The 3,969-nt window shown below is 73.1% G+C and carries 3 protein-coding genes; 2 read left to right on the top strand and 1 reads right to left on the bottom strand.

Annotation, left to right across the window (positions count from 1 at the left end):
* Positions 1-1,174 (bottom strand): hypothetical protein (locus ACTHLI_RS13995; RefSeq protein ID WP_440184867.1); only part of this gene is annotated, 1,174 nt, incomplete at its 3' end.
* A 73-nt stretch (positions 1,175-1,247) separates the two neighbouring features.
* On the opposite strand from ACTHLI_RS13995, the gene ACTHLI_RS13990 reads away from it, so the two are divergent.
* Positions 1,248-1,943: a DUF4191 domain-containing protein gene (locus tag ACTHLI_RS13990; protein WP_440184865.1), complete on the top strand. Its 696-nt coding sequence runs from the start codon at positions 1,248-1,250 to the stop codon at positions 1,941-1,943.
* Between the two features lie 273 nt (positions 1,944-2,216).
* A complete protein-coding gene (gene glnA, locus ACTHLI_RS13985; RefSeq protein WP_440184862.1) occupies positions 2,217-3,653 on the top strand; it encodes a type I glutamate--ammonia ligase in 1,437 nt (478 codons plus the stop codon).
* Positions 3,654-3,969: the final 316 nt, after the last annotated feature.

Raw genomic sequence — 3,969 nt, 5'->3', positions numbered from 1 at the left:
GGGGGCCTTGTGGGGTGGGGCTCGCCCACCGCCGCGCCCGCGGGGGGGGGCGGCCCCCGCCCCCCCCCGGCCCCCCCCTCCACTCGTTCCCGTCCCGGATCGCGAGGACCGTGCCGCGCCCGGCGACCGCGAGGGCGGTGCCGCCCGACGCGGTGACCTCGAGCCGACGACGGTCGACCCGCGCCGCGTCGGTGCCGGCCGCGACCGCCCGGAGGTCCGCGTCGAGCACCGGCGAACCGACCGCGTCCACACGCCGGAGACACGACGGGCTCATCGCCGTCAGGCACCGGTCCCGCTCGGCGAGCAGCGCCGCGACGGCGTCGACGGGCCCGGCCGTGCGCGGCGCGACCGGCCCGGGCGCGGACCGGGGCGAGGCGGCGGCGGAGCGGCTCCGGTCGGCCGCAGGCGGCACGGCCGCGGGCGCGCCCCCGCCGGACGGCAGCAGCACGACGGCGACGACGAGCAGGACCAGGACGGCGCCCGTCCCGATCCACACCCGCGGCCGGACCTCGGCCGCCCGGAGCCGGCGCAGCGCACGCCGCGCGGGTGACCCCCGGTCCACGGGCGGTACAGCTGCGGGCCCGGGCGCGGCGGGCAGGAGGCGGGAGGGGGTGCCCGAGGCCACCGCGACCGGCGCCCTGTCGAGCCGCACGGGCTCGGGCGACGCGACCGCGAACAGCCCGGCCGCGAGCGCGGGCAGGTCGTCGGCCGCCGGCACCGCCGCGGGCCCGAGCAGCGCCGTGCACAGCGCCCGGAACGCCTCCCGGTCCTCGCGCACGCGGTCGGCGAAGGCCGCCGGGCCGACGGCTCGGCGCAGCGCGGGCGCGACGGGCGCCGTCCAGGACGGGCTGCCGTCCGCGTCGAGCACGACCGCGGCGGCGCGCACCCCACCGTGCGCGACCCCCGCCTCGTGCATCCGGTCCAGCGCGCCCGCGAGCGGCACCAGCACCGTCACCGCCTCCCCCGCGGTGAGCCCTCCAGGTGCCTCCAGCAGCTCGGGCAGTCGCGCCGCGGGAGCGGGGAGCACCACCAGCAGGTCGCCGTTCGTCGCCCTGCCCCCATCGAGGACCGGCTCGAGGTGCGGCCCGGCGCCGACCAGGAGCGCCTCCAGGCGGCGAGTGCGATCCGGTCGCAGTCGCAGCTCGATCGTCTGGGCGTGCTCCGGCGGGGTCATGGCCGTGCAGCATGCCGCGCCGCGCGCGCCGGCGAGCCGACGCAGCCTGTGGAGGAGCGGATACGCTGCTCTCATGGCCCGATCCACCGGCCGCCCGGCCAGGGAGCCGGGCCGCATCAAGCAGCTGCTCGACGTCTTCCAGATGACCAGGAAGGCGGACTCCACCCTCGTCCCGTGGATGGTCCTCGCCTTCCTCGTCCCGCTCCTCATCGGCATCGTGCTCGCGGTGCTCATCGGCGGCACCGTGCTGGGTGTCGTCCTCTGGATCGTGCTCGGCGTCGTCGCCGGCGCGCTCGCGGCGATCATCGTGATGAACCAGCGCGCCGAGCGGGCCGCGTACGCGCGCATGGAGGGGCAGCAGGGCGCGGTCGGCGCCGTGCTGCGCGCGACCCTCCGGCGGGGCTGGCGCGGCAGCGAGATCCCGGTCGCGGTGAACCCGCGCACGCGGGACGCGGTGTACCGCGCCGTCGGTCGTCCGGGCGTCGTGCTCATCGCGGAGGGTCCGAAGGGCCGCACGCAGCGCCTCGTCGACGAGGAGCGCCGCAAGGTCGCCCGTGTCGCCCCGAACGTGCCCGTCTCCGTGCTCAGGGTCGGCCCCGACGAGGATTCGATCCGGCTCGGCCAGATCAACCGCCGGCTCGGCAGGCTGAAGGGCAAGCTGACCCGCGCGGAGGTCCTGGCGGTCAGCAACCGGCTCGAGTCGCTCGCGGGCGGCGTGCCGGTGCCGAAGGGCGTCGACCCGACGAGGACGCGGCCCGTCCGCCGCTGACCGCACCGGCGATGGCGTATCGGCACGGAGCCGGGGCGCTTCCTTCCGTGTCCGACCCGTCGCCGCGCCGGTCGCCCCCCGTCCGACCGCCCGCTGCCCGTGGCTGCGCGGCCGCTTCGTGGTGCTCAGCGATCCCGCCGTCGCGGGCGGTCCGAGGGTCGTGTAACACCCACGAAACGAACCGGTGACGTGACGGTAATGCGCACCCCAATAGGTTGGTCCGGACTGCAAGCGCAGCCATCCCAAGGACCAGGCGCAGGAGATCCGACCGGCATGCCCACTCCCAAGTTCACCGACTCATCCGAGGTCATCAAGTTCATCAAGGACACGGACGTCAAGTTCCTCGACATCCGGTTCACCGACCTCCCGGGCGTGCAGCAGCACTTCAACATCCCGGCGTCGACCGTCGACGAGGAGTTCTTCTCCGTCGGCCAGCTCTTCGACGGCTCCTCGATCCGAGGGTTCGCGAACATCCACGAGTCCGACATGCAGCTCATCCCTGACGTGTCGACGGCCTACATCGACCCCTTCCGCGTCGAGCGCACCCTGATCATGGTGTTCGACATCTACAACCCGCGGAACGGCGAGATCTACGCGAAGGACCCGCGGCAGATCGCCCACAAGGCGGAGAAGTACATCGCCACGACGGGCATCGCCGACACGGCGTTCTTCGCGCCGGAGGCCGAGTTCTACATCTTCGACGAGGTCCGCTACGAGGTCGCCCAGGGCTCGAGCTTCTACAAGGTCGACTCCTCCGAGGCGGCCTGGAACTCGGGCCGGGAGGAGATCGGCGGCAACCTCGGGAACAAGACGCCCTACAAGGGCGGCTACTTCCCGGTGTCCCCCGTCGACCAGCACGCCGACCTGCGCGACGACATCTCGCTGAAGCTCAGCGACGCGGGCCTCATCCTCGAGCGCGCGCACCACGAGGTCGGCACCGCCGGCCAGGGCGAGATCAACTACCGCTTCGACACGCTCGTGCACGCGGCCGACGACATCCTGAAGTTCAAGTACATCGTCAAGAACACGGCGAGGCAGTGGGGCAAGACGGCGACGTTCATGCCGAAGCCGCTCTTCGGCGACAACGGCTCGGGCATGCACACCCACCAGTCGCTCTGGAACGGCGGCCAGCCGCTGTTCTACGACGAGGCCGGCTACGGGGGCCTGTCCGACATCGCCCGCTGGTACATCGGCGGCATCCTGAAGCACGCGCCGTCCCTGCTCGCGTTCACGAACCCGACGACGAACTCGTACCACCGGCTCGTCCCGGGCTACGAGGCGCCCGTGAACCTCGTGTACTCGGCCGGCAACCGCTCCGCGGCGATCCGCATCCCGATCACCGGCACGAACCCGAAGGCGAAGCGCATCGAGTTCCGCGCGCCCGACGCCTCCGGCAACCCGTACCTGGCGTTCGCAGCGCAGCTGATGGCCGGCATCGACGGCATCCAGAACCGCATCGAGCCGCACGAGCCGGTCGACAAGGACCTGTACGAGCTGCCCCCGGAGGAGGCGAAGCTCATCCCGCAGGTGCCGGGCTCGCTCGACAAGGTGCTCGACGCGCTCGAGGAGGACCACGACTACCTGACCGCGGGCAACGTCTTCACGCCCGAGGTCATCGAGACGTGGCTCGACTACAAGCGGGAGAAGGAGATCAAGCCGCTCGCGGCCCGTCCGCACCCGTTCGAGTACGAGCTCTACTACGACGTCTGATCGGCTGCTCCCGGTCAGTGCGCATGCGAGGGGCGTCTCCCGTCAGGGAGGCGCCCCTCGTGGCGTCTCCGGGGCCGAGGGGAGAGACTGGGGCCGCCGGCCCGGGGGGGCCGGCGCCCACCGTCGTCTCCACCCCGCATGAGCACCTGAGCAGGCTGGGATCACTTCGGCAGCCTGTGCGGCGGTGTCCGAGCCTGCCGGAGTGCGCACAGCCTGCCGAGGTGCTCACCCGACCGGAGTGAGCACCTGAGCAGGCTGCGATCACCGAGCAGCTGAGCAGGCTGAGATCGCTTCGGCAGGCTGTGCGGCGGTGTCC

Source organism: Amnibacterium sp., assembly GCF_051956055.1.
Taxonomy (GTDB): domain Bacteria; phylum Actinomycetota; class Actinomycetes; order Actinomycetales; family Microbacteriaceae; genus Amnibacterium.
The sequence above is the reverse complement of the archived record's forward strand: the minus strand, read 5'-3'. Positions and strand labels throughout refer to the sequence as shown.